The sequence below is a fragment of the Microbacterium paraoxydans genome, assembly GCF_018224615.1.
Taxonomy (GTDB): Bacteria; Actinomycetota; Actinomycetes; order Actinomycetales; family Microbacteriaceae; genus Microbacterium; species Microbacterium paraoxydans_B.
On record NZ_JAGTUK010000005.1, the window covers coordinates 83,493 to 107,890 of the forward strand.

At 69.9% G+C, this 24,398-nt stretch carries 23 protein-coding genes; 14 read left to right on the forward strand and 9 right to left on the reverse strand.

The window, feature by feature from the left end:
* Position 1: 1 nt before the first annotated feature.
* The gene (locus KE274_RS15935; protein ID WP_211545522.1) at positions 2-688 is read right to left on the reverse strand and encodes a glycosyltransferase family 2 protein; all 687 of its coding nucleotides are present in this window, start codon (positions 686-688) and stop codon (positions 2-4) included.
* An 80-nt stretch (positions 689-768) separates the two neighbouring features.
* Between KE274_RS15935 and KE274_RS15940 the strand changes: the two genes are divergently transcribed.
* Genes KE274_RS15940 through KE274_RS15955 form a run of 4 tightly spaced genes read left to right on the forward strand, consistent with a single transcriptional unit; the run spans position 769 to position 5,276 of the window.
* Positions 769-1,380: an acyltransferase gene (locus KE274_RS15940; protein WP_211545524.1), complete on the forward strand. Its 612-nt coding sequence runs from the start codon at positions 769-771 to the stop codon at positions 1,378-1,380.
* On the forward strand, positions 1,377-2,474 hold the full coding sequence (locus KE274_RS15945) for a DegT/DnrJ/EryC1/StrS family aminotransferase (protein ID WP_211545526.1): 1,098 nt from the start codon (positions 1,377-1,379) through the stop codon (positions 2,472-2,474). Before KE274_RS15940 ends, KE274_RS15945 begins: the two co-directional genes overlap by 4 nt.
* Positions 2,474-3,463 (forward strand): Gfo/Idh/MocA family protein, encoded by a 990-nt coding sequence (locus KE274_RS15950; protein WP_211545527.1) that lies wholly within the window; start codon positions 2,474-2,476, stop codon positions 3,461-3,463. The genes KE274_RS15945 and KE274_RS15950 overlap by 1 nt, the downstream gene beginning before the upstream one ends.
* A gap of 10 nt (positions 3,464-3,473) precedes the next feature.
* Positions 3,474-5,276 (forward strand): ABC transporter ATP-binding protein, encoded by a 1,803-nt coding sequence (locus KE274_RS15955; RefSeq protein WP_211545530.1) that lies wholly within the window; start codon positions 3,474-3,476, stop codon positions 5,274-5,276.
* Positions 5,277-5,296: 20 nt separating this feature from the next.
* Here KE274_RS15955 and KE274_RS15960 read toward each other — a convergent pair whose 3' ends face one another.
* From KE274_RS15960 to KE274_RS15970, 3 genes are read right to left on the reverse strand one after another with little or no spacing between them, the layout of a single operon-like run.
* On the reverse strand, positions 5,297-6,382 hold the full coding sequence (locus KE274_RS15960) for a glycosyltransferase (RefSeq protein WP_211545604.1): 1,086 nt from the start codon (positions 6,380-6,382) through the stop codon (positions 5,297-5,299).
* A complete protein-coding gene (locus tag KE274_RS15965; RefSeq protein ID WP_211545531.1) occupies positions 6,379-7,464 on the reverse strand; it encodes a glycosyltransferase family A protein in 1,086 nt (361 codons plus the stop codon). The genes KE274_RS15960 and KE274_RS15965 overlap by 4 nt, the downstream gene beginning before the upstream one ends.
* 24 nt (positions 7,465-7,488) lie before the next feature.
* Positions 7,489-8,544, reverse strand: coding sequence for a glycosyltransferase family 2 protein (locus KE274_RS15970; RefSeq protein ID WP_211545532.1), 1,056 nt, complete (start codon positions 8,542-8,544; stop codon positions 7,489-7,491).
* Between the two features lie 98 nt (positions 8,545-8,642).
* Between KE274_RS15970 and KE274_RS15975 the strand changes: the two genes are divergently transcribed.
* Positions 8,643-9,791, forward strand: a complete 1,149-nt coding sequence (locus KE274_RS15975; RefSeq protein ID WP_211545533.1) for an acyltransferase family protein — start codon at positions 8,643-8,645, stop codon at positions 9,789-9,791.
* Here KE274_RS15975 and KE274_RS15980 read toward each other — a convergent pair.
* The 4 genes from KE274_RS15980 to KE274_RS15995 are packed head-to-tail and all read right to left on the reverse strand — an operon-like array spanning position 9,783 to position 14,559.
* Positions 9,783-11,003 carry a hypothetical protein gene (locus KE274_RS15980; protein ID WP_211545534.1) on the reverse strand — a complete coding sequence of 407 codons (1,221 nt, stop codon included), beginning with the start codon at positions 11,001-11,003 and terminating at the stop codon, positions 9,783-9,785. The two genes, KE274_RS15975 and KE274_RS15980, sit on opposite strands and share 9 nt — an antisense overlap.
* A 1-nt stretch (position 11,004) precedes the next feature.
* Complete coding sequence (locus KE274_RS15985) at positions 11,005-12,195, reverse strand: glycosyltransferase (protein ID WP_211545535.1); 1,191 nt, start codon at positions 12,193-12,195, stop codon at positions 11,005-11,007.
* Positions 12,192-13,367, reverse strand: a complete 1,176-nt coding sequence (locus KE274_RS15990) for a glycosyltransferase (protein ID WP_211545536.1) — start codon at positions 13,365-13,367, stop codon at positions 12,192-12,194. Before KE274_RS15990 ends, KE274_RS15985 begins: the two co-directional genes overlap by 4 nt.
* Positions 13,351-14,559: a glycosyltransferase gene (locus KE274_RS15995; RefSeq protein ID WP_211545537.1), complete on the reverse strand. Its 1,209-nt coding sequence runs from the start codon at positions 14,557-14,559 to the stop codon at positions 13,351-13,353. The genes KE274_RS15990 and KE274_RS15995 overlap by 17 nt, the downstream gene beginning before the upstream one ends.
* Before the next feature lie 175 nt (positions 14,560-14,734).
* On the opposite strand from KE274_RS15995, the gene KE274_RS16000 reads away from it, so the two are divergent.
* Entirely contained in the window at positions 14,735-15,409 is a 675-nt protein-coding gene (locus KE274_RS16000; protein WP_211545538.1) for a GCN5 family acetyltransferase, read from the forward strand.
* Between the two features lie 11 nt (positions 15,410-15,420).
* Here the strand turns inward: KE274_RS16000 and KE274_RS16005 are convergent, their stop codons facing one another.
* Complete coding sequence (locus KE274_RS16005; RefSeq protein WP_211545539.1) at positions 15,421-16,326, reverse strand: LpxD N-terminal domain-containing protein; 906 nt, start codon at positions 16,324-16,326, stop codon at positions 15,421-15,423.
* Between the two features lie 66 nt (positions 16,327-16,392).
* Here KE274_RS16005 and KE274_RS16010 point away from each other — a divergent pair, with 66 nt between their 5' ends.
* Genes KE274_RS16010 through glf form a run of 8 tightly spaced genes read left to right on the forward strand, consistent with a single transcriptional unit; the run spans position 16,393 to position 24,397 of the window.
* Positions 16,393-16,617 carry an acyl carrier protein gene (locus KE274_RS16010; RefSeq protein ID WP_211545540.1) on the forward strand — a complete coding sequence of 75 codons (225 nt, stop codon included), beginning with the start codon at positions 16,393-16,395 and terminating at the stop codon, positions 16,615-16,617.
* A complete protein-coding gene (locus KE274_RS16015) occupies positions 16,610-17,377 on the forward strand; it encodes an SDR family NAD(P)-dependent oxidoreductase (protein ID WP_307872236.1) in 768 nt (255 codons plus the stop codon). Before KE274_RS16010 ends, KE274_RS16015 begins: the two co-directional genes overlap by 8 nt.
* 26 nt (positions 17,378-17,403) lie before the next feature.
* A complete protein-coding gene (locus tag KE274_RS16020) occupies positions 17,404-18,411 on the forward strand; it encodes a 3-oxoacyl-ACP synthase III family protein (protein WP_211545542.1) in 1,008 nt (335 codons plus the stop codon).
* Positions 18,408-19,577: a glycosyltransferase family 1 protein gene (locus tag KE274_RS16025; protein WP_211545543.1), complete on the forward strand. Its 1,170-nt coding sequence runs from the start codon at positions 18,408-18,410 to the stop codon at positions 19,575-19,577. Before KE274_RS16020 ends, KE274_RS16025 begins: the two co-directional genes overlap by 4 nt.
* Positions 19,570-20,748, forward strand: a complete 1,179-nt coding sequence (locus tag KE274_RS16030) for a hypothetical protein (protein WP_211545544.1) — start codon at positions 19,570-19,572, stop codon at positions 20,746-20,748. Before KE274_RS16025 ends, KE274_RS16030 begins: the two co-directional genes overlap by 8 nt.
* A 28-nt stretch (positions 20,749-20,776) precedes the next feature.
* On the forward strand, positions 20,777-21,841 hold the full coding sequence (wecB, locus tag KE274_RS16035; RefSeq protein ID WP_307872237.1) for a non-hydrolyzing UDP-N-acetylglucosamine 2-epimerase: 1,065 nt from the start codon (positions 20,777-20,779) through the stop codon (positions 21,839-21,841).
* 49 nt (positions 21,842-21,890) lie between these two features.
* On the forward strand, positions 21,891-23,201 hold the full coding sequence (locus tag KE274_RS16040; protein WP_211545546.1) for a nucleotide sugar dehydrogenase: 1,311 nt from the start codon (positions 21,891-21,893) through the stop codon (positions 23,199-23,201).
* 59 nt (positions 23,202-23,260) lie between these two features.
* On the forward strand, positions 23,261-24,397 hold the full coding sequence (gene glf, locus KE274_RS16045; RefSeq protein WP_211545547.1) for a UDP-galactopyranose mutase: 1,137 nt from the start codon (positions 23,261-23,263) through the stop codon (positions 24,395-24,397).
* Position 24,398 lies beyond the last annotated feature (1 nt).

Sequence of the window (24,398 nt, forward strand, 5' to 3'; positions counted from 1 at the left end):
TTCACCGCACGATCAGGTCGACGAGGATGTTGACGGAGTTGAGCACCGATTGGCCCTTCGCTTTGGAGTAGTCGGTGTAGAGCAGCTCGACCGGGTGCTCGATCCACGGCAGGCCGGTGTCGCCGAGCTGCAGCACGATCTCGGTCGCGTGCGCCATCCGGTCCTGCTTGAGCTGGAGACGCGCGGCAGCGTCGGCACGGATCACGCGCAGGCCGTTGTGCGCGTCGGTGAGCTTGACGCTCGTGGTCATGTTGGTCACCCACACCGCGGTCTTCAGGATGACGCGCTTCATCCACCCCGGGTTCGTGCGGTCGTCGAGGAAGCGCGAGCCGAACACGATCGCCGCCCCGCTGGCACGCGCCGCAGCGACCATCGCTACCGCGTCGTCGATACGGTGCTGGCCGTCGGCGTCGAACGTCACGATGTACTCGCACCCCGGCTGGGCGAGCGCGTACTCGATCCCGGTCTGGAGTGCCGCGCCCTGTCCGAGGTTGATCGGGTGCTCGACGATGTGCGCGCCGGCGCGTCGCGCCACCTCGAGGGAGCCGTCGGTCGAGCCGTCGTCGATGCACACGATGTTCGGGAAGTGGGGGAGAACCCCTGCGATCACGCCGGCGATGACGCTTGCTTCGTTGTACAACGGGACGACAACCCAGGTATGCGGGTCGGGAGTGGCTGGGCTGGTCACACCCCTATCCTCTCAGGAATCGCCTGAGCGAGCAGATAGGATGACCGAGTCCCCTTCCCGAGCCGCGAGGAGAATCCCGCATGCCCTCACCGACCGACGTCAGAATCGTCGATTCGGCCGATGTGTCCCCCGAGGCGAAGATCGGAGCAGGGAGCTCGATCTGGCATCTGGCCCAGGTGAGGGAGGATGCGCAGCTCGGCGAGAACTGCATCGTGGGCCGCGGCGCCTACATCGGCACCGGGGTGGTCATGGGCGACAACTGCAAGGTGCAGAACTACGCCCTCGTGTACGAGCCCGCCCGCCTCGGCGACGGCGTGTTCATCGGACCGGCCGTGGTGCTCACGAACGACACGTACCCGCGGGCGATCAACGCCGACGGCACGCTCAAGAGTGCGCACGACTGGGAGCCGGTCGGCGTCACCATCGAGCGCGGCGCTTCGATCGGCGCGCGTGCGACCTGCGTCGCGCCCGTCACGATCGGGGCGTGGGCGACCGTGGCGGCCGGTGCCGTCGTGGTGAAGGACGTCCCCTCCTATGCGCTCGTGGCCGGCGTGCCGGCGCGACGCATCGGCTGGGTGGGTGAAGCGGGCGTGCCCCTCACGCGCGGCGACGACGACAAGACCTGGGTGTGCCCCGCGACCGGCGGACGCTACACCGAGACAGACGGAACACTGACCAAGGAGACCGTGTGAGCGAGTTCATTCCCCCCGCCAAGCCGATCATCGGCGACGAAGAGCGCGAGGCCGTCGACCGGGTGCTGCGCAGCGGCATGGTCGCGCAGGGCCCCGAGGTCGCGGCGTTCGAGCAGGAGTTCTCGGCGCACTTCGTGCCGGGACGGCCGTCTGTGGCCGTGAACTCCGGCACCGCCGGCCTGCACCTCGGGCTGCTGGCCGCCGGAGTCGGTCCCGGCGACGAGGTGATCGTGCCGTCCTTCACGTTCGCCGCGACGGGCAACTCGGTCGCGCTGACCGGCGGCACCCCCGTCTTCGTCGACATCGAGCCGGAGACCTTCACGCTCGACCCCGAGGCGGTCGCCGCCGCGATCACCCCCAAGACCAAGGGCATCCTTCCGGTGCACCTGTACGGCCACCCCGCCCGCATGCGGGAGCTCGAGGCGCTGGCCGCCGAGCGCGGGGTCGCGCTGTACGAGGACGCGGCGCAGGCCCACGGCGCCTCGCTCGACGGCCGCCCGGTGGGCTCGTTCGGCGAGTTCGCGATGTTCAGCCTCTACCCGACCAAGAACATGACCAGCGGCGAGGGCGGCATGGTCACCACGGCCACGGACGAGATCGCCCGCCAGGTCAAGCTCCTGCGCAACCAGGGTATGGAGCGGCAGTACGAGAACGAGATCATCGGCTTCAACGCCCGCATGACCGACATCCACGCTGCGATCGGCCGGGTGCAGCTGCACAAGGTCGACGCGTGGACGAAGACCCGCCAGCAGAACGCGGCCTTCCTCGACGCGAACCTCCGCGGCGTGGTCGTGCCCCCGGTCGCCGACGGCGCCGTGCACGTCTATCACCAGTACACGATCCGCGTGCCCGAGGACCGCGACGGCTTCGTGGCGGCGCTCAAGAGCGAGCACAACGTCGGCGCGGGCGTCTACTACCCGATCCCGAACCACCGGCTGCCGTCGCTCACGCGCTTCGCACCCGGCCTCGACCTTCCGGAGACGGAGCGCGCCGCACGCGAGGTCGCCTCGCTCCCGGTACACCCGTCGCTCAGCCAGGACGACCTCGAGCGCATCGTCACCGCGGTGAACGCTGTCGCAGGGGCGGGCGCCTGATGGCGGCCACTCTGCGCGCCGGGCTTCTCGGCGTCGGCATGATGGGCCGCAACCACGCCCGCGTGCTGCGGGACGTGGAGGGCATCGACCTTGTCGCGATCGCGGACCCAGGCGGTGACCCGCACAAGGTGGCGGGCGAGCTCGAGATCCTGCCCGACATCGAGGCGCTCATCGCCGCCGGCATCGACATCGCCGTGGTCGCGGTGCCGACCGCCTTCCACGAGGATGCCGCGCTCAAGCTCGCAGACGCGGGTGTACACACGCTCGTGGAGAAGCCGATTGCGCACTCCCTCGAGGCCGGGCGTCGCATGACGGACGCGTTCGCGGAGAAGGGGCTGGTCGGGGCCGTCGGCCACGTCGAGCGCTTCAATCCCGCTCTGCAGGAGATGCGCCGCCGCCTGGAGGCCGGCGAGCTCGGTGACGTCTATCAGATCGCGACGCGTCGCCAGAGCACGTTCCCCGCCCGGATCGCGGACGTCGGCGTGGCGAAGGACCTCGCGTCGCACGACATCGACCTCACGAGCTGGGTCGCGCAGAGCGAGTACACCACGGTGTTCGCGCAGACCGCGCACAAGAGCGGGCGCGACTACGAGGACATGATCACGGTGACCGGTCGGCTGGCCAACGGCGTGATCGTCAATCACCTCGTGAACTGGCTGTCGCCGATGAAGGAGCGCATCACGGTCGTCACGGGCGACCGCGGGACGTTCATCGCCGACACGGCCACCGGTGACCTCACCTTCTACGCCAACGGCACCATCCCGCTCGAGTGGGAGTCGATGCTGGCGTTCCGCGGCGTGTCCGAGGGGGACATCACCCGGTTCTCCTTCGCCAAGCGCGAGCCGCTGCGCGTCGAGCACGAAGCCTTCCGCGACGCGGTTCTCGGCAAGCCGAACGACGTCGTCACGATGGAGCAGGGCCTGCGCACGCTCGAGGTCGTCGAGGGCGCTCTCTCCTCCGCCGCCAGCGGCGTATCCGTCGCACTCTGAACGCGAGAACATGAAACGCATCTGGCCGGTCCTCAAGGACCTCCTTCCGCTGCTCCCGACTGGCGCGCAGCGGTACTTCGTCGGCTACATGATCGCCACGACACTCATCACCGCGCTCGACGTGGTGGCGATGTCGCTGCTGGCCGTGGTGATCGGACCGGCGCTGGCCGGGGGGACGCTGCGGCTCCCGCTGATCGGCGAGGTCTCGCCGGACATGACGCCACTGCTGGTGCTCGGTGCGTGCGCGCTCATCATCCTCAAGTCGGTGCTCTCGGTCACGCTGCACTGGTTCGCCACCCGCCGGTTCGCGCGCTATGAGCTCGAGATCGGCGACCGGATGTTCAAGGCGTACATCAACTCCAGCTGGGAGGAGCGCTCGAAGCGCACGGTCGCCGAGATCACCCGTATCGCGGACGGCGGCATCGCCAATACGATGTCCGGCTTCCTGCTGCCGCTGATGCGCGTGCCCAGCTCGATCTTCACGTTCGTGCTGATCATCGTGGTGCTGCTCGTGGTCGACCCGATCACGGCGCTCATCGCGATGGTGTACCTGATCCTGGTGGCGATCATCGTGCACCAGGTGGTGACGAAGCGGTCGCTGGAGGCGGCCACCGTCAACCGCAACTACAGCTACCGCGTCGCGATCCTGATGACGGAGATGATGGAGGCCCTGAAGGAGCTCAGCCTCCGCAACCGGCTCGCCGACGTCGCCCAGCTGGTGACGGACAGCCGCCACCACTCCGTGCGGGCCAGGGCCAACGCCTCGTTCCTCGGTGTCGTGCCGTCGTTCGCGTTCGAGTCCGCCCTCATCGGCGGCGTCGTCATCATCGGCGGCGTCTCGTACTGGCAGGGCGGCCTGGCGGCGGCGCTGTCCTCCGTGGCGCTCTTCACGGCCACCGGCTTCCGGCTGATCCCCGCGATCAGCGGGATCCAGGGCGGTATCGTGCAGGGTGTCGCGAGCATCCCCTCGGCGCAGGACGTCATCGGCGATCTCACCGCCGCGGAGCAGGACATGAAGGTCTCGCAGACGCCCGCCGACACGGCGGAGCTCGCGGAGAGCCCGCGGCTGCTGAGCCTGAAGGATGTGCACTTCCGGTACCCGGGCGCGGACGAGGACGTCATCCGCGGACTGTCGCTCGACATCCCGCTCGGCAGCTCCCTCGGCATCGTCGGTCCGTCCGGTGCGGGCAAGTCGACCCTGATCGACCTGCTGCTCGGCCTGAGCCAGGCGACCACCGGAGACATCGAGATCGACGGGCATCCGCTCACCAGCGTGCTGCGACAGTGGCGCGGACGCGTCGGCTACGTGCCGCAGCGGGTGGCGCTGTTCGACGCGTCCATCGCGCAGAACGTCGCGCTCACCTGGACCGACGAGATCGACCGGGACCGCGTGGAGTACGCGCTGGAGCGGGCGCAGCTGAGCTCGCTGGTGGCTTCACGGGCCAACGGCATCGACGAGCGCATCGGCGAGCGAGGCGTGTCTCTGTCCGGTGGGCAGCAGCAGCGCCTCGGCATCGCGAGAGCCCTGTACACGGACCCGCTGGTGCTGGTGCTCGACGAGGCGACGAGTTCCCTCGACACCAAGACCGAGGACGAGGTCACCAAGGCGATCCGGTCGCTGCAGGGTGAAGTCACGCTCATCTCGGTGGCGCACCGCCTGTCGACCATCAAGGACTACGACCGCATCTGCTACATGGACGAGGGCGTGATCGCCGCGCAGGGCACGTTCGTGGAGGTGGCCTCCTCGCTGCCCGCGTTCGCCGAGCAGGTGCTGCTGGCCGGACTCGCCGGAGAGCTCGAGCGCAAGGCGTGACCTGGGCCGTGCCGACCGGGTCAGTCGATCCGGTCGGTGCGGTTCGCGGCGAAGAACAGCCGGGCCATGGCCTGCGGGTGCAGGGAGTAGAGCGGGTTCGGCGTGAGCAGCGCCCCCAGGGACCGCTGGTTCCAGCGGTCGTTCGCGAGAACGCGGATCCGCTCCACGTCGGGTGATGCGGAGAACGCCTCGTCGATGATGCGGTGATCGACTCGCGACAGCAGCCGGAGAGCGCCGGGGGCGAGCGCCACGAGCCGGTCGAGGGTCTCCCGCAGCTCAGCCTGGTGCGTGACGAGCTCCTCCGTCGTGGTGGCCCGGACGCCGATCGCGCTGAGGAACTGGATGCGCAGGAGCTTGACGACCGCTGCCGTGCGGGCGCGGGTACCCAGGGCGCGGAACCAGGGTGCCGTCTCCAGCTCGGCGAGGAACGCGAAGTCCTCGCGCACGGGGCGTGCCGTGAACGTGACGCGGTCGCCCTCGTCTTCATGCCCCACATAGGAGGGGCCGTCGATGTCGATGGCGATGTGGCGCCCGCGGAACCAGAGCTCGCCGGTGAGGGCGATGTCCTCCCCGGAAGAGAGCCCCTCGGTGAAGCGCAGATGGCCGAAGCGCTCGCGGTCGATGAGGCCGAGCGGCGCGCTGCGGTAGAACAGGCGGTCCTTCGCGGCGTCGAGACGCCGCGAGCGCCGACCGTTCCGCACGGGTGGGAGGGGGTTGTTGTGACGACCCACGATCGTGATCTTCGGGATCACGGCGCTGGCCCCGGTCTGCTTCTGCACTCGCAGCCAGGAGTCGAGCGCGCCGGGGGCGAACTCGTCGTCCGAGCCGAGCAGCGCGACGAACGGAGCGGTCGAGGAGGCGAACCCCAGGTTCATGGGGCCCGCCGGGGAGCGCACACCGTCCTGCAGCTCGAGCAGGCGCACCCTCTCGTCGTCCGCGTACTCACCGAGGTTTCCGCGGATCACTTCCGGGTCGATGTTGTGCGCCACCACCAGCACGCGCACCGGCGACGCGGTGCCCTCGAGCACGGACGCCACGGCGCGACGGACGGGTCGGGTGGCGGAATGGACGGCGATCGTGACGTCGACCAGCGGGGCCGAGGTCACAGCTGCCCCTCTCGCTGCGACCGAGCTCCGGCGGCAAGGGTGCGGAACGGGGCGTGCCGATGCAGAGCCAGGAAGGGGTTGCGAGGAAGCTGCGCGGCGGGGGAGAGGTAGATCCATCGGCGTCCGAGCAAGCCGCGAGTGCGCTCGGGATCGGGGGTGTCGCGGCGCAGCTCGTCGATGACCCGGCGGTCGGCGATCGACAGCACGGACAGCACGCCGGGAGCCCACGCGCTGACCCGGTCGACCACGGCGAGGAGCTCGGCGGCGACTGCGGCGATGCCCGGGGTATCGAGGCGCGCGGCCACGGCGTCGAAGAAGTGGATGCGGAGCAGTTTGACCGCCAGGGAGCGGCGATCGGCTGCCGAGGCTTTCGCGAACCAGTCCGCTTCCTCGATCACGCGCAGGAACGCGAAGTCGGCCGCCACGTCACGCGGAGCGGAGGTGACGCGGTCTTCGGCATCGTCATGGACGATGTACGGCGGGCCGTACAGGTCGTAGGCGATGCTCTTCGCCGTCATCCACAGTTCGGAGCTGTAGGGCAGGTCCTCCCCGGAGATGAGGCCCTCCGTGAGGCGCAGCTTCCCGAAGCGCTCGCGGTCGACGAGGCCGAGGGGAGCGCTGCGATAGTGCAGGCGGTCGCGGTCGGCGCTCAGCCCGGTCGTTCGCCGGCCACCCCGCACCGGCGGGTACGGGTCGGGGCCGCCCGTGATCAGCCGGATGCGGCCGATCACGACCTCGGCGGACGTCGCACGCTGCAGCGCCAGCCAGGAGTCGATGGCGCCTGGCGCGAACTCGTCGTCGGAGCCGAGGAGGGCGTGAAACCTCGCAGTGGCCTCCGCCATGCCGAGGTTCATCGGGCCCGCGGGCGATGGGATGCCGTCGCGGAGGGAGAGGAGTCGGACCGCCGGGTGCTCCGCCCAGGTGCCGAGGTTGGCGCGGATGATCTCCTGGTCGATGTTGTGCGCCACGACGGTCACGCGCACCGGAGCGGTCGTGCCCTCGATGACGGAGGCGACGGCGCGCGCAACGGGACGGGTGGCGGAGTGGACGGCGATCGTGACGTCGACGAGTGGGGATTCCATACCGGATCGATGCTACCGCGGGGCCTACGCGACCATATCGCGCAGGGTCCGGTAGGGCGCCTGACGATGCAGGGAGAGGAACGGGTTGGCGGCAAGGCGGGCGTCGAGTCCGCGGCCCCAGCGCGCCGAGAAGTGGGCGCGGATCCGGTCGGCAGATGGCTCGGTCGACTCGAGCTCCCGTAGCACCTTCCGATCGGCACGACACAGCAGGGCGGTGGCTCCCGGGGACATCCGCTCGATCGCTGCGGCGATGTCGAGCAGCTCCTCCCGGTAGACGGCGATGCCCCCAGGAGCATCCAGGCGTGAGGCGACCGCGTCCATGAGGTTCACGCGGAGATTCTTGACCCCGAACGCCCGTCGGGCGGCGCGTGAAGCCTCCCGGTACCACGGTGTGGCCGCCACGATGTCGAGGAAGGCGAAGTCCGCCGACAGAGGACGCACGATGCGGGTCACACGGTCCACGGCATCGTCGTGGCCCACGTACGCCGGCCCCGTGCGGTCGTAGGCGATGTGCGTGCCGGTGAACCACAGCCGCGCGGTGAACTCGAGGTCTTCGCCGGACTCGAGCCCGGGGGTGAAGCGCAGGCCCGGGAAGTGCGACCGGTCGATGAGACCGAGCGGCATGCAGCGATAGCTCAGGCGGTCCTTGTCGACGTCGAGCTCTCTGACCCGCCCGCGGCGCCGCGGCGGGGTCGGCTCGGCCGCGTCGTCCACGCGCACGCGGGGGATGACGGTGGTCGCGCCGGTCGACCGCGCCACCGCGAGCCACGAGTCGATCGCCCCGGGTTCCAGCTCGTCGTCCGAGCCCATGACGGAGAAGTACGGCGCCTCGGCCAGCGCGATGCCGTGGTTCATCGGGCCCGCGGGGGAGGGGATGCCGTCCTGCAGCGTCACGACGCGCACGTCGGGCCGCGCGGCCAGCTCGCCGAGGTTGGCGGTGATCGCCCCGGGGTCGGTGTTGTGCGCGACCACGGTCACTCGTACGGCGGCCTCGGTGGCGAGCACGGAGGAAACGGCGCGGCGGATGGGACGAACGGGCGTGTGCACGGGGATGATCACGTCCACGTCGGGCGACGGCATGTCGTCGATCCTATCGCGGGCGTTGCGCGCAGACGCGGGGCGGCGTCGCGCCGGGTATCCTTTCCGGAGCCCTTTCCCCGATCAGAGAGTCTCGTCGCGTGCACTCCGCCTCCACCCTCGCTCAGCCGACGCAGCGGCTCGACTCCCTCACCGGTCTGCGCTGGTGGGCCGCCTTCGCGGTGTTCCTCTACCACATGAACGTGTTCGCACCCCTGCCGGGAGCGGTGCAGTCGGTGCTGCTGAACGGCTACCTGGGCGTGACATTCTTCTTCGTGCTCTCCGGTTTCGTGCTGACGTGGTCGGCACGGCCGAACGTGCCGACCTCGACCTTCTACTGGCGTCGCTTCGCACGCATCTGGCCGTCGCACATGGTGGCGCTGCTGATCGCGATCCCCGTCTTCTACACGTTCGCGCCGGTTCCAGAGGGGAGCTTCCTGAAGCCGTTCGACCTCGGCATCCTTCTGCTGTCGGTCGTGCTGATCCAGGCGTGGTGGTCCAACCCCGCCATCCTCTTCTCCGGTAACCCCGCCGCGTGGACGCTCACGTGCGAGGCCTTCTTCTATGCGCTGCACCCGTGGATCTCCCGGGTGCTGGTGCCGATGGCCAAGCGCGGGGCGCTGCTGCTCGCCGGCGGTGTCGTCGCATACGCGTTCGTTTACCGGGCGCTGGTCCTGTTCGCCCCCGACCTCGGGCTCGCCGCGCTTCCGGTGCCCGTGCAGCGGCTTCCAGAGTTCGTCCTGGGCATGGCGCTCGCGTGGGCCATCCGGTCCGGCTGGCGACCGCGCATCCACCCGCTGATCGGTGTCGCCGCTCCCGTGGCGGTGATCCTGGCGCACTACGCCTCCGCGCGCTTCATCCCGACCTGGAGCGTGACCCCGGCGATCAGCGGCATGCTCAACGAGCTGTTCACGGTCGCGTGCGGCATCGCGATCGTCTCGCTCGCGGTGCATGCACTGCGGGGCGGACGGCTGTGGTTCGCGTCGAAGTGGCAGGTGCGGCTGGGCGAGTGGTCGTTCGCCTTCTACCTCGTGCACGCGACCTTCATCTACGTGGCGTTGCGCGTCTTCGGCTACCAGCCCGCGTCGTGGAGCAACCTGCTCTGGTTCGCCGTGCTGTTCGTGATCGACCTGGTGGTCGCGTGGGCCCTGCACACCTTCGTCGAGCGCACGATGGAGAAGCGCATGCGCCGCTGGAAGGACGACAGGGACGCCCGCCGTCGCACGCGTGAGGCGGTCGCGTCAGCCTGAGGCGCGGATCCACCCGTCGAGCAGGACCGCGGCGCTGTGCCGCCCGGAGTGCACCGACGCCACGAACACCGGTCCGGCCGCGGCCGCGGCAGCCGCAGCCTCCCGGTCGGACACCAGTGCGGCGACGACCTCGCCAAGGGTGTCGGGCGTGGCCTCCACGATCGGCAGCGCAAGCCCCACCTCATCCTCGATCGCGCGACGGACCTCGGGCAGCACGTGGCCGACCACCACCCGCCCTGTGGCCATCGCCTCGCACGCCGCCACGCCGTAGGAGCCGAGACGGAACTGGTCGAGCACGATGTCGGCGTCGTTGAGCACCGCCGGCATGCGGTCGGCGCTGACGCCGGTGACGAGTTCGTAGTCGATGTCACCGCTCGCGATGAGCGACGCGAGCGCGGGCTCGATCAGGTGACTGCCCTTCTGCACGACCGAGGTGGAGGAGTGGATCACCCGCACCCGGTCCCGGTCCATGGCAGGGCGTTCTCCCCGGAAGCGGTCGGTGTCGACGACCACGGGGCACCAGGTGCCCCAGGGGACGTCGAGCAGCAGATCGGGAGTGGACACGAACGTCGGCCGGCGGAGCTCGGACAACAGCGCGAGATTGGCGTCGGCATCGGCCTGCAGCACCTCGGTGCGCGGATCGTCGGGGTAGGGCGACCACGGGGTACGCCGCGCGTGGTCGCGGGGGCTGCGGATGTCGGTGCCGTGACACAGGAACGCCACCGATGCCCCTGCGGCCTCCAACGCCGCCACCTCCGCGCGCACCTGCCGGTCGAACAGCCGGCCGAACAGCGGGCGCTCGGCCTCGATCAGCACGTGCGAGAACCGGCTCACGGACTCCCACTCGGCCTGTTGCCACTCCGGCGACGAGGTGGAGGCGAGGGGCACCGGGACGTCCGCGGGGAACGCGAGCCCGCCGGGCAGGACCTCTTCCATGTTCCGGGCGGCCAGCTCCGGCTCCGCCTGCTCCAGAGCGCGGGCCCAGCGGTAACCCTGGCCCGAGTAGTTCGTCGGTCCGATGAACACCCGCAGCGGCGCGTCCGGCACCACGGCCACGGGGGCCTCTCCACCGCCGAGCGCACGGTGCGCGAGCCGACCGATCAGGCCGTCGGGGTTGCGTGCCGCCGAGTCGAGGGCGCGGTTGACCCAGCGCGGAAGCCGCGAGCGATGCCGGATGATCCACCCCGCGATCGCGTTCAGCCGTGCGCGCATGTCAGCGCTCTTCCTTCGGGTCGTCCGCCGACTCGATCACATCGACCACGCGGCGGGCGACGGCGCTCAGGGAGTGCCGTTCCGCGGTCCACGCGGCGACGCTCCGCCGTTCCGCTGTCGTGAGCGGGTGCGTCGCGAGGGCGGCCATCGCCGCTGCCACGGACTCGGCGTCGTACCCGCTGACGATTCCACCGCGCACCTCGGTGTTCGCGTCGTCGAGGTACGCGCCCGTCGGACCTTCCGGTGGTCCCGCGAAGATGACGGGACAGCCGGCGGCCATAGACGAGTACGCCTTCGTGGCGAACGCGTACTCGTAGCCGGTGCCCGGCCGCTGCGTGGCGATGCTCGCGACCGCCCGGTGCAGGTGCGGGACCAGTTCGCTGCTCGGGATCGTCTCGACGAACTCGACGGCGTCGGCCACTCCGAGCTCTCGCGCGCGCTGCTCCAGGAAGTCGCGCTCGCTGCCGTTGCCGATGAAGCGCAGGGTGTAACCGGGAGTGCGGCGGTGGAACGCGGCGAAGCCGTCGACCGCGATATCGGCGCCGTGCCAGTGCGAGTAGGTGCCGGCGTAGAGGAACACGGGCTCTGTGGGCGCGTCCGCCTCGTCGTCGGCGGGCGGGAGGAATGCGTCCGTGTCGGCACCGAACCCGGTGACGACCGTCGGCCGGTCGACCCCGAGCGCCCTGATCCGATCCCGCACACCCTGCGAGATCGTGACGATGCGACGGGCACCGCGCAGGGCGAAGCGCTCGGTCGCCCGCAGCACCCGGATCACGAGGCCAGACGAGGTCACCTGTTCCGCCGCGTCCGACCAGACGTCGGCGGCGTCGTAGACGTAGGGGATGCGCCGCAGCGCGCACACGAGTCGCACGACGAACCCGGTGGTGGGCGGCGGCTCCATGAAGACGACGTCGGGACGCCGTAGGAACAGGAGCCGGAAGAACAGCGGCACATCGAAGCTGGCGTACGGGAGGTAGCCGCGCACGTAGCCACTGCGATCGCGCAGCACGGGGGCCATGCGCACATCTTCGGCGGGTGTCCCCGCGTCGAGGCCGCGCGGCGGGCGGACGGTGAGCACGGTGACCCGGTGCCCGCGGGCGACGGCCTCGTCGGCCACGGCACCCAGGAAGGACGACGCGGCCGCGGGCTCAGGGCGGTAGATGCGCGAGACGATCGTGAGGCGCATGGTCATGCCGACAGGAAGTGCGTCATCAGCTGCGCGCGGGAGAAGTCGCCGTTGTGCAGGCGACGGACGAACTCCCTCCCGTTCGCGGCGGTGGAGCGGTAGTGGTCGCGGCGGACGGTGATGTCGCGCAACACCTGCTCGAGCGTGTCCGGCGTGGTCTCCGGGATCGGCAGGGTCATGCCGGCGTGTCCCTCGACCTCGCGTCGCGCCTGGTCCGTGACGTGGGCGAGCACGACCCGTCCGGCGGTCATGCTCTCGCACGCGGCGACACCGTAGTCACCGACGCGGAACTGGTCGAGCACCACGTCGGCGGATGCCACGACGCCGGGCATCTCGTGGTTGGGCACGCGGTCGAGCTGGATGAACTCGATGAGGCCCTCGTCGTGCAGCTTCTGCGCGGTGGGCACGATGAGCGGGGTGCCCTTGACGTGGGGGTTGGTGGGTGCGTGGATGACGCGGATGCGTTCGCGCTGCAGGAGCGGTTCGTCGTTGATCCACTGCTCCTGGTCGATCACCACGCCGAGGAAGTGCGCGCGGGGAAGATCGACCAGGAGTCCGGCGGTCGACACGAACGTCGGCACGTCGAGGTCGGCGATCGCCGCGAGGTTGTCGGCCACGGCCTTTTCCGCCAGATCGAACGGAACCCAGTCCTCGCTGTCGACGAACAGCGACCACGGCGTCGACTCCAGGTGGGTGGAGGGCAGTCGCACGTCGGTGCCGTGGCCGACGATGCCCACGCGCACGCCCAGTTCCTGCAGCAGCGCGGTCTGGCGGCGAAGGTCGCCGGCGAACATCCCGCCCAGGATCGGGACGCAGGCCTCGATCAGCACATGCGTGTAGTTGGCCGCGATCGTGTCGAGCATGGAGCGCTGCCAGGCCCGCGAGTGCTCCGCGGTGCGCCAGGCGACGGTGTAGTCCGCCGGATAGTGGAGTGGGTTGTTGCCCTCGTGCACGTAGTTGACCGCCGACACCTCGCCGGTCGACTCGGCCGCGCGCGACCACCGATACCCCTGTCCGGCGTAGTTCACCGGCCCCACGAGCATCCTGAGGGGGCGCGAGAGGTCGGGCAGCGGCGGCGGGGGCGGTGTGACGCCCTTCGCCCGGTCGACGGTCGACGCGATCGCGTCCTGCACGGGCTTCGGAACGAGCTTCCAGGCGGCTTCAACGCGGGGATGCATCGGTGTCCTCCTCTTGCGGATCGGTGAGGGTGACGTGCAGCCACGCCTCGTCGAGCACGTCGGCGGAGCGCCGTCCGTCGTGAATGGCCCGGACGAAGGCATCGCCGGGTGCGCGGAGGGCGTCGAGATCGTCGTGCGCGGCGAGTCCGCGCAGCACGGCCTCGATCGTGTCCGGCGTGGCCTCGACGATCGGCGGCTCCATTCCGGTCTCGTCGCGGACCGTCGCCCGGACGCTTTCGTTCAGGTGCCCGACGACGATGCAGCCGGACGCGAGCGCCTCGCATGCGGCGACGCCGTACGAGCCGATCCGGAGCTGATCGATCACGACGTCGGCCTTCGCGAATCGGTCGGGCATCTCGGCCGTGGGAACACCCTGGATGAGGTCGAGGTCGATGACCCCCTCCGCCTGCAGGCGCTCGAGTGTGTCGCGGATGAGATGCGTGCCCTTGATGACGGACACGGAGGGGGCGTGGGCCACTCGCAGACGCGCGCCGGGTCGCCGGGGCGCGCGGGGGCGCTCCCAGCGGGCGATGTCGACCGTCACGGGAAGCCACCGGGCCGCCGGGAGGTCCTCCCGCAGATCCGGCGTCGATACGAAGACGGGGCGTCCGCAGCCCTCCAGGAACGCGATGTTGCGCGCAGCTACGGCTTCGTCGCGGGCGGCGTAGACCTCGGGGTCGCCGTAGTGCGACCACGGGTTGCTGCGCACGTGGCGAGACGGCAGTCGCACGTCGGTGCCATGGGCGAGGTAGGCCACGTTCACGCCGCGCGTGCCGAGCGCCGCTGCCTGGGCGGAGACGGAGCGACCGAGGAGTCTGCCGAAGGGGGGCTCTTCCGCCTCGATCAGGACGTGCGTGGCGGCGGCAGCGGCCGCGAACTGCTCCCTTTGCCAAGCGGTGTCGTTGTGGTAGGTCGGGATCGGCACGATCACGTCGGACGGGTAGTCGAACCCTCCGGGAACCTCGATCGCCATGGTGCGAGCCGAGATCTGGAGCGAGTGCCGCTCGAGAGCCCTGCTCCACGCGTACGCCTGACCCGAGTAGTTGACGGGCGCGATGAGCACGCGCACAGGGCGGTCGTCGAACACGGTGGTTCCGGCGGCTCCGGGGACCGGCTTCCCGTAGCGCCGGGCGGCGATCCGGCCGAGGGGGCTCATCGGGGCGTCGGCGATGTGGTCGATCGTGGCGTTCACCCAGCGAGGGAGTCTGTTCCGGTTCACGTCGTGCGTGCATTCTCCGGGGGACAGGAACTCATTCCGACAGTATACCGAGGGGCCCGAACGGCGGCCGGACGGCGGCCGACTATCATTGGCGAGGTTGCCCCGGCCCCGTTCGGGTGGGCCGGGACCAAGGGAAACGGTGGGATTGATGGCCTCGTCAGAGCCGGGCAAGAAGGGCTTCTCGCTCAAGGACTACGCGGAGACGCTTCATGCCTACCTCGACCACGGGTACGCCGTCACGAGCTTCGACAAGTACCTCGACGCTCCACAGGAGAAGCACCTCATCCTGCGGCACGACATCGACAACAGCATCGAGCAGGCCATGCGGGTCGCGCGGGTCGACGCGGAGGCGGGCTGCTCGTCGAGCATCTTCCTGCGCGTGCACGCTCGCGGCTACAGCCTGATGAGTCTGCCCTCCCTGATGATGATCCGTGAGATGGAGGAGCTCGGCCACGAGGTCCAGCTGCACGTCGAGGGCGGCATCAACGAGGTGCTCGGTGGCGACAACTTCGAGTGGGCCGAGCGTCAGCGCACGGTGTTCGAGACGGCGGTCGGGCGCCCGGTGGGCGGCTTCAGCCTGCATGAGCCCGCGCGTCTGGGCGGGTTCGACTTCGCGGCGGAGCTCCTCGAGCGCTGGTCCGACACCGTGCGCTACCACGCGTACGAGCCGCGGTTCATGATGCCGAACATGAAGTACCTGAGCGACAGCAGCGGGAACTGGCGCGAGGGTCATTTCGCCGAGTGGGTCGGCAAGGTGCCGGTGGTGCAGGTGCTCACCCACCCGTTCTGGTGGTTCGAGAAGGTTCCGGCCGAGAACTACTGAGTCGGCGCGACTCAGCGCTTGTTGTCGCCGAGCCGACGCGCGGGGTTCCCGATGCGGATCTCGTCGTCCGGCACGGACTTGACCGCGACGGCGCCGATGCCGAGCAGCGAGTTGCGTCCCAGCGTGACCCCCTGGATGACGGAGGCGTTGGGGCCGATCCAGGCGTCGTCGTCGATCACGACGCTGCCGGAGATCTCGGCGCACGCCGTGATGATCACGTTGCGCCCGATGCGGCAGTTGTGGGCGACATGAACGTGGTCATCGATCTTGGTGTGATCGCCGACGCGCGTGGGGGAGATCGTGCCGGAGCACACCGTGGTGAAGTTGCCGACCTCGACGTGCGCGTCGATGATGACCGAGCCGAGGTGGGGGATGCGGATGTTGTCGCCGTTCGCGTCGCGCTCCATCCCGAAGCCCTCCTCACCGATCACGGCGTGGCTCTTGATCAGGGCGTGTGCTCCGATGCGAACGTCGTGGCCGATCACCACGTGATCGCGGATCTCGGCGCCGTCGGCGATCACGGCCCCGGCCCGGATGATCGTGTACTCGCCGACGTGCGCTCCGGGGTGCACCTCGGCCGACGGGTCGACGCGGGCGGTCGCGGCGATGCCGGGAACGGGCTTGCGGGCGAAGTGCTCGGCGACGGCCAGAGCGAAAGCCGCTCGCGGGTTCTCCACCAGCACGGCGGTACCCGTGCGGGTGTGGTCCGGCAGAGTGGCAGGCGCGAGGACCACGGCTCCGGCCTCCAGCGCCGCCGCGGTGGCGGATGTGGCAGCAACGGGGTCGACCACGAACGTCAGGTCGCCGTCGCCGGCTTCACCGAGGGGCGCCAGGCCGGTGACGGCGCGATCCGGCCCGACGAGTTCGCCCGACAGCTGCTGGGCGAGGGTGGAGGCGGTGGGGTGTGGCGCGTTCATGCTCCGACCCTACTGCGACCGGCGAGGAGCCCCGGCGACGCGGAGGGCGGCGGATATGATCGACGCATGGATGAGAAGGCGCTCTTGGAGCTGGTGGCGGAGATTCTCGAGGTCGAGGTGGACGAGGTCGCACTGACCGATGAGCTGGACGCGGTGGGCTGGGACTCGCTCGCGAACATCAGCTTCATCGCGGAGGTGGACGAGGCCACCGGCGTGACGATCGACGCCGACGAGCTTGCGAACGCGAAGACCGTCGCCGATCTGCATGCCCTCACCCGTACCGGTGCCTGACACCGCCGAGTTCCTCGGCCTCGACGGCCGCGCGGTCGTCGTCACGGGCGCGACGTCGGGCATCGGTCGCCAGACGGCGATCGACCTCGCCCGGTACGGTGCGCGCGTCGCGCTGATCGGACGACGAGAGGCCGAACTGGAGGAGACGCGCGGGCTGCTCGCCGGCGACGGCCACCTGCTGGCTCCCTTCGACCTGACCGACCACGCCGGTATCGCTCCACTGCTGCGCGGGATCGCCGCGGAGCTCGGCCCGCTGCACGGACTCGTGCATGCGGCGGGGATCCATGTGACCGCTCCGTTGCGGATCGCGACCGCCGAGCAGACCTCGGCCGTGTTCGACATCAACGTCACGAGCGCTCTCATGCTGGCCAAGGCCTTCCGTCACCCGAAGGTGCGCGCCGAGTCGTCCAGCATCGTCCTGCTGTCGTCGGCGGTCGGCCTCGTCGGCGAAGCCGGTGTGAGCGCGTACGCGGCGAGCAAGGCCGCTGTCGCGTCGCTCGGCAAGTCGCTCGCGCTGGAACTCGCCAGGGAGGGCGTCCGTGTCAACAGCATCGCCGCGGGCATCGTCGAGACGGCGCTGACCGATCGGCTGCGCTCGTCCGTGGGCGCGGCGGCCTGGGGCGAGATCGAGACGGCGCATCCGCTCGGCCTCGGCACGGTCGAGGACGTGTCCGGTGCGGCGCTCTATCTGTTGTCGCCGGTGTCGCGCTGGGTCACGGGCTCGGTCATGGTGGTCGATGGCGGGTACACCGCGAGGTGACCGGGCCCGCCCGTAGACTTGAGCGCATGGGTGCCCGCATCGCTGCCGTCGATTACTACCTGCCCGAGACCGTCCTCAGCAACGAAGACCTCTCCCGAGAGTTCCCGGAGTGGAGCGTGGAGAAGATCTCCGGGAAGACCGGGATCGACCGTCGCCACATCTCCGGTCCCGACGAGTTCTCGTCCGACCTCGCCATCGCGGCCGCGCGGCGTCTGTTCGAGCGTGACGGCATCGACCCGCAGTCGATCGACTACGTGATCCTCTGCACGCAGAGCCCCGACTACTACCTCCCGTCGACCGCCTGCATCGTGCAAGACGCCCTGGGAATCCCCACCTCGGCCGGTGCCACTGACATCACGCTCGGCTGCTCGGGCTACATCTACGCCCTGGGGCTGGCGAAGGGTCTGATCGAGTCGGGCCAGGCCGCCAACGTCCTGGTGGTCACGGCCGACACGTACACGAAGTTCATCAATCCGGCGGACAAGTCCGTGCGCACGATCTTCGGTGACGGCGCGGCCGCGACGCTCGTCACGGCGGACGGCAGCGACACGGCACTCACCGCCATGACGTACGGCACCGACGGCTCCGGCGGCAAGAGCCTCATCGTGCCCAACGGTGGTCTGCGCGCGGGCGCGACGCTGCAGCCCAAGGCCGATACGGCGGTGCGCGAGCTCGTCGCGTCGGGCTACGACCTGTACATGGACGGTCCCGACATCTTCAACTTCACCCTGCGCGTCGTGCCGGAGACGGTCGAGCAGATCCTCACCAAGGCGCAGCTGGAGCAGGACGACATCGACCTGTTCGTGTTCCACCAGGCGAACGCGTTCATGCTCGAGCACCTGCGCAAGAAACTGAAAGTGCCGTCCGAGAAGTTTTTCGTCTCTCTCGCAGAGTCGGGCAACACGGTGTCGTCGACGATACCGATCGCGCTCGCCGACGCCGAGCGTCAGGGCGCGCTGAAGCCGGGCATGCGCGTGATGCTCCTCGGCTTCGGCGTCGGCCTCTCCTGGGGCGGGCTGGTCGCGACGTGGTGAGCCGATCCTCCGCGCGCCCCACGCTCCTGATCCTGTCGTTCGTGCCGATCGACGGCGATCCGCGCGTCATCAAGCAGGTTCGCCGCTTCGTCGACGAATACGACGTGACCACGTGCTCTCCCGGTCCGTCGCCGCACCCCGGGGTGACGCACGTGGAGATCCGTGGCGACCTCCCCCCGAAGCGGGACATCGTGACGAGGATCCGGGATGAGTTCGCGCTGCGCACGGAGGGCTTCCGGCGCATGTACTTCCAGACTCCCGGGGTGCTGGAGACCATCCACCTGCTCGAGGGCCGGCGGTTCGACGCCGTGATCGCGAATGACGCGGAGACGGTGGGCGTGGCGTGCCGCCTGTTCGGCGCCGACCGCGTGCACGCGGATCTGCACGAGTTCTTCCCCGACATGGGCTTCGACGACACCCGCCTCGGCCGGCGCCACCAGCGGTACTGGTCGTGGATGACGAAGCACCTCGTGTCGCAGGCGCACTCGTCGACCACGGTCGGCGGCGAGATCGCCAAGCGCTACCACGAGTACGGCATCTACCCCGGGGTGGTGACGAACTCGACGCACCTGCGCGACCTCCCGTACCGCCCGGTCGGCTCCTCGATCCGGCTCGTGCACAGCGGCAATCCCTTCCACGAGCGCAGCCTCGGCGAGATCATGCGCGCGGTCGCGGCCTCGCCGGTCGAGGTCACGTTCGACCTGTACCTGACGTGGCAGCCCGAGAAGATGCGTTCCGAGTTCGTGGCGCTCGCCGAGGAACTGGGACCGCGGATCACGGTGCACGATCCCGTGCCGCAGTCCGTGCTCATCGAGACCCTCAATCAGTATGACCTCGGCATCCATATCCTCCAGCCGGTGAGCACCAACAACGTGATGGCGCTGCCGAACAAGTTCTTCGACTACGTGCAGGCGCGCCTGGGCATCATCGTCGGGCCGTCGATCGAGATGGCGCGTATCGTCCGCGAGCACGACCTCGGCGTGGTCACCGAGGGCTTCGACGAGGCGTCGATCGCGGCGACCATCGACGCTCTCACGCCCGAGCGCGTCGACGAGTTCAAGCAGGCGGCGATGCGTGCCGCCGATCCGCTCTCCGCGGAGCGCCAGGTGGAGGTGTGGGCGCGGGCCGTGGAGGAGATCGTCGCACGTTCGGCGGGTCGTGTCTGACCTCGCGGCGCGGGTGTATCGCGTCGCGCAGACGCTCGTGCCCGCCTCGATCGCGGGGTACGTGCTCCCCGGGCATGTGCGCCAGTTCCGCGAGACGGGGGTCACCTCGGTGCGCGGTGCCGGACGCCGGCTGCTCATCGCGCCCGTGAACTCGGCGGGGCAGGGGTACGCGTGGGCGCGAGCGGCCGAGACGCTGCCCGATGTCGCGGCCGCCAGCGCGATGTTCCGCGGGGGAGACGACGTGTTCGGCTTCGCCGCCGATCATCTGATCCCCGCGACGGCGCTGATCGGCAACGACCGCTGGCGCCGCGCGCAGCGCCGTGCCATCCTTCACGGCTTCACTCACGTGATGATCGAGTCGGGGCGTCACCTGTTCGAACTCGACGGCGACCCGTTGGAGCTCGTGCGTGAGCTGCAGGCCGCGGGCGTCCGCGTGGCGCTGGTGTGGCACGGAAGCGACATCCGTCTTCCGAGTGCGCACGCGGCACGTGAACCCGACTCGCCCTTCCACGGCGACCGCTATGCCGGGACCGCCGTGCTCGAGGAGATCGCCGAGCGGCATGCGCGCCTCGCGCAGGCCGCCGGGGTGCCCGTGTTCGTCTCCACCCCGGATCTGCTGCCGTTCGCGCCGGGGGCCACGTGGCTGCCGGTCGTGGTGGACCCGCACCGCTGGGCGTCGGCGGCGCATCGCCCGGCGCTCAGCGGCGACAGGCCGCTCCAGGTCGTGCATGCCCCCTCGAGCGCGGGGCTGAAGGGCAGCGATCGCATCGCCGCGGCCGTCCAGCGGCTCCAGGCCGAGGGGCTCATCGAGTACACCGAGGTGCGGGGCATCCCCGCCGAGCGCATGCCGGAGCTCTACGGCGGCGCGGACATCGTGCTGGATCAGTTCCTCGCCGGTGCCTACGGAGTTGCGGTGTGCGAGGCGCTCGCGTCCGGACGACTCGTGGTGAGCCACGTGGCGGAGGAGACCAGGGCGGCGGTGCGCGCGGCCAGCGGTGCGGAGCTGCCGGTGGTGCAGGCCAGGGCAGCGGAGTTGGAGGACGTGCTGCGCGAGATCGCCGGGAACCGCGAGCACTACGCCAGGAGGGCCGCGGAGGGGCCGGCGTTCGTGCGAGCCGTGCACGACGGGACGATGTCGGCCCAGGTGCTGCGGCCGTTCCTCGACGCGTGAGCCGGCGGGCTCCGTAGAGTAGATGCTCGTGAAGATCGTCAGCGTCGTCGGCGCGCGCCCCCAGTTCGTCAAGCTCGCCCCGATCCATCATGCCGCGCGTGCGGCCGGTGTGGAGCACGTGATCGTGCACACCGGGCAGCACTACGACCCGCTCCTGTCCGACGTGTTCTTCGAGGATCTCGGTATCGGCGCGCCGGACGTGCACCTCGGAGTCGGCAGCGGCTCGCACGGCGTGCAGACCGGTGCGATGCTGGGCGCCCTGGATGCGGTGTTCGACGAGCACCGCCCCGACTGGGTGCTGGTGTACGGCGACACCAACTCGACGGTGGCAGCGGCGCTGAGCGCGGTCAAGCTGCACATCCCCGTGGCGCACCTGGAGGCCGGGCTCCGCAGCTTCAACCGTCGCATGCCCGAGGAGCACAACCGGGTCCTGACCGACCACGCGGCCGACCTGCTGCTCGCCCCGACCCAGGTCGCGGTCGACCATCTCACGCGCGAGGGTCTGGCCGAGCGCACAGTGCTGGTGGGCGACGTGATGACCGACGTGCTGTTCGACGTGCGCGACCGTGTGGCCCGGCGTGGGGCGGACGAGGGGGAGCGGCTGGACGCGGCGCCCGGTGAGTACTACCTCGCCACGATCCACCGCGCGGAGAACACCGACGACCCTGCCCGACTGCGGCAGGTGGTCGAGGCGCTGGCCGGGCTCGACCGTCCCGTGGTGCTGCTTGCGCACCCGCGTGTCGTGGCGAAGGCTGCGGCGCACGGCATCGACCTCAACAGCGGCTCCCTCGCCGCGCGGGCGCCGCTCGCCTACCCCGACCTGATCGCGGCGGCGGCCGCGAGCGCGGGCGTCGTGACGGATTCGGGCGGTCTCCAGAAGGAGGCGTTCCTGCTGCGGGTGCCCTGCACGACCGTGCGCACCGAGACGGAGTGGGTGGAGACGGTGGAGCTGGGCTGGAACGTGCTCGCGAACACGCGCGAGGAGATCGCCGCGGCCGTGACCCGTCCGCGTCCGGTGCCGACGGACGCCGCGCCGTACGGTGACGGGAACGCCGCCGAGCGCGTGATCGCGGTGCTGTCCGAGCGCCGCTGAGCCCTCCGCGCGCGGAGCCGGTCACCCGCGCCGGAATATACTCGAACCCATGCGTATTGCCGTCGTGGCCCTCGGAAAGATCGGCCTCCCCCTCGCCGTCCAGTTCGCCAGCAAGGGGCACGACGTGGTCGGGGTCGACGTCAACGCGGCCCTCGTGGACAGCGTCAACCGGGGCATCGAGCCGTTCCCGGGCGAGGCGCAGCTGCAGGAGAAGCTGACCGAGGCGCTGGATGCCGGGCGGCTGCGTGCGACGACGGACTACGCCGACGCGATCCCCGGAGCCGACGCCGTGGTGGTGGTCGTCCCGCTGTTCGTGAACGAGGAGACCGCCGAGCCGGAGTTCGGGTGGATGGACGCCGCCACTCGCTCGCTCGCGGAGCACCTGACCCCGGGAACGCTCGTGTCGTATGAGACGACGCTCCCGGTCGGAGTGACGCGCGGCCGTTGGAAGCCGCTGCTTGAAGAGGTCTCCGGGCTGCGTGAGGGGGAGGACTTCCACGTCGTGTTCTCGCCGGAGCGGGTGTTCTCCGGGCGCATCTTCGCGGATCTGCGCAAGTACCCCAAGCTGATCGGTGCCCTCTCCGACCAGGGCGCCCGGCGCGCCGTAGAGTTCTACGAGTCGGTGCTCGACTTCGACGACCGTCCCGACCTGCCGCGCGCCAACGGGGTGTGGGACCTGCAGAGCGCCGAGGCGGCCGAGATGGCCAAGCTCGCCGAGACCACGTATCGCGATGTGAACATCGGCTTGGCGAACCAGTTCGCGCTGTTCGCCGGCGCCAACGGCATCGACGTCTACCAGGTGATCGAGGCCTGCAACTCCCAGGTGTTCAGCCACATCCACCGCCCCGGTATCGCGGTGGGCGGGCACTGCATCCCGGTGTACCCGAAGCTGTACCTGTCGACCGACCCCGACGCCGACATCGTGCGCACGGCGCGGGAGTTCAACGAGTCGATGCCCGAGCGCCTGGTCGCCCAGGCCGAGGGGATGCTGGGCGATCTGTCGGGGCTGCGTGCGGTCGTGCTGGGCGCGGCCTACCGGGGCGGCGTGAAGGAGACGGCGTTCTCCGGTGTGTTCCCCACGGTCGAGGCCCTGCGTCGCCGGGGCGCCGAGGTGCGCGTGCACGACCCGCTGTACACGGATGACGAACTGCGCGCGCTCGGGCTCGAGCCGTACGCGCTGGGCGACGGCGTCGATCTTGCGATCGTGCAGACCGACCACGCCGAGTACCGCACGCTTCGCCCGGTGCAACTGCCGGAGATCCGTCTCCTGGTCGACGGGCGCGCCGTGACCGATGCCGCCGTCTGGGCCGGCACGCCCCGCATGGTCGTCGGAGCCGGGCGCACCTCCGCCGCGGTCTGACCATCGGCAGGGGAGCGCCGCGGCTCAAGCTCCCAGGCGCGCGCCGATACGATTGAGGCATGGATCTTCTCGTCGTCGGGTCGGGTTTCTTCGGCCTCACCATCGCCGAGCGCGCCGCGGAAGCGGGACGCACGGTGACCGTCATCGATCGCCGCCCCCACATCGGCGGTAACGCCTACAGCGAGGCGGAGCCGGAGACCGGAATCGAGGTGCACCGCTACGGCGCGCACCTCTTCCACACGTCGAACGCGACCGTGTGGGAGTACGTCAACCGTTTCACCACGTTCACGAACTACGTGCACCGCGTGTACACCACCCACAAGGGCACGGTGTTTCCGATGCCGGTGAACCTGGGCACGATCAACCAGTTCTTCCAGGCCGCCTACACGCCCGATCAGGCGCGTGCGCTGGTGAAGGAGCAGGCCGGCGAGTTCGACGTGAAGTCGGCGACGAACTTCGAGGAGAAGGGCATCGCCCTCGTCGGGCGCCCGCTCTTCGAGGCGTTCTTCCGCGACTACACCGCCAAGCAGTGGCAGACCGACCCGCAGAAGCTGTCCGGCGACATCATCAGCCGCCTGCCCGTGCGCTACACCTACGACAACCGCTACTTCAACGACACGTGGGAGGGTCTGCCCACGGACGGCTACACGGCGTGGCTGGAGCGCATGGCCGACCACCCCAACATCGAGGTCAAGCTCGGCGTCGACTACTTCGACGAGTCCCAGCCGCTGAACAAGACGGCCACCGTCGGCCAGGTGCCTGTGGTCTATACGGGACCGGTTGATCGCTACTTCGACTACGCGGAGGGCGCGCTGAGCTGGCGCACGCTGGACTTCGAGCAGGAAGTGCTGAACGTCCGCGACTTCCAGGGCACGAGCGTCATGAACTACCCGGACATGGACGTGCCGTACACGCGCATCCACGAGTTCAAGCACTTCCACCCCGAGCGCAAGGACGTGTACGACTCCGACAAGACGGTCATCATGCGCGAGTTCTCGCGCTTCGCCGAGCGCGGGGACGAGCCGTACTACCCGGTGAACACGCCGACCGACCGCGAGGGGCTGCTGGCGTACCGCGAACTGGCGAAGGGCGAGAAGGACGTGCACTTCGGTGGCCGTCTGGGCACGTACCAGTACCTCGACATGCACATGGCCATCGGGTCGGCGCTGTCGCTCTGGAACAACACTCTCTCCTAGA